This is a genomic window from Aminobacter sp. P4_D5, from assembly GCF_056401815.1.
Genome location: NZ_JBFUIP010001417.1, coordinates 1 through 515, shown reverse-complemented (window position 1 = coordinate 515; position 515 = coordinate 1). Strand labels below are relative to the sequence as shown.

Annotated in this window: 1 protein-coding gene; it reads right to left on the bottom strand. The window is 67.8% G+C overall.

Features of this window, described 5'->3' with window-relative positions; translation table 11 throughout:
- Nucleotides 1-87: 87 nt before the first annotated feature.
- On the bottom strand, nt 88-515 hold a 428-nt coding region (locus AC1DWF_RS38735), incomplete at its 5' end, for an amidohydrolase family protein (RefSeq protein WP_476843698.1).

Here is a 515-nt window from a genome sequence, read left to right as displayed (position 1 = left end):
AGGCGGTGGTGGAGCGCCTGGCGGAGCATGTCCGCCGTCGCATTCCGCAGGCGCAGGTCCTGGTGATCCCGCGCGTGGCCGGACGCTTCAGAGGCTGAGCCGGTACACCCGCGCCGCCGTTCCCGAGAACAGCGCCGTCTTCTCGTCGGCGCTGGCGCCGGCGGAGAGCCGCTTGAAGGCGTTCCACAGCGCGGCATAGCTGCACATGCCCTTGTCCACGGGRAARTTGCTCTCGWACATGCAGCGATCGACGCCGAAGAGCTCGATGAGGGTCTCGATCTGCGGGCGCCAGTCTTCCGCCAGCTCCTCCGAGGTTGGCGGCAGGTCGCGTGTGGCCCACTGCTTGCCGCTGACCTCCATCGCCAGCCCGCCCAGCTTCACCAGCACGTTCGGCAAAGCTGCGAGCGCGGCCATGGACTTGCGCCACTCTGAAAAGACCTCTTCGGCCTTGCCTTCATACGGCCCGACGCCGAGCTGACCGCCGCAATGGTTGACGATGATCGTCGTCCCCGGCG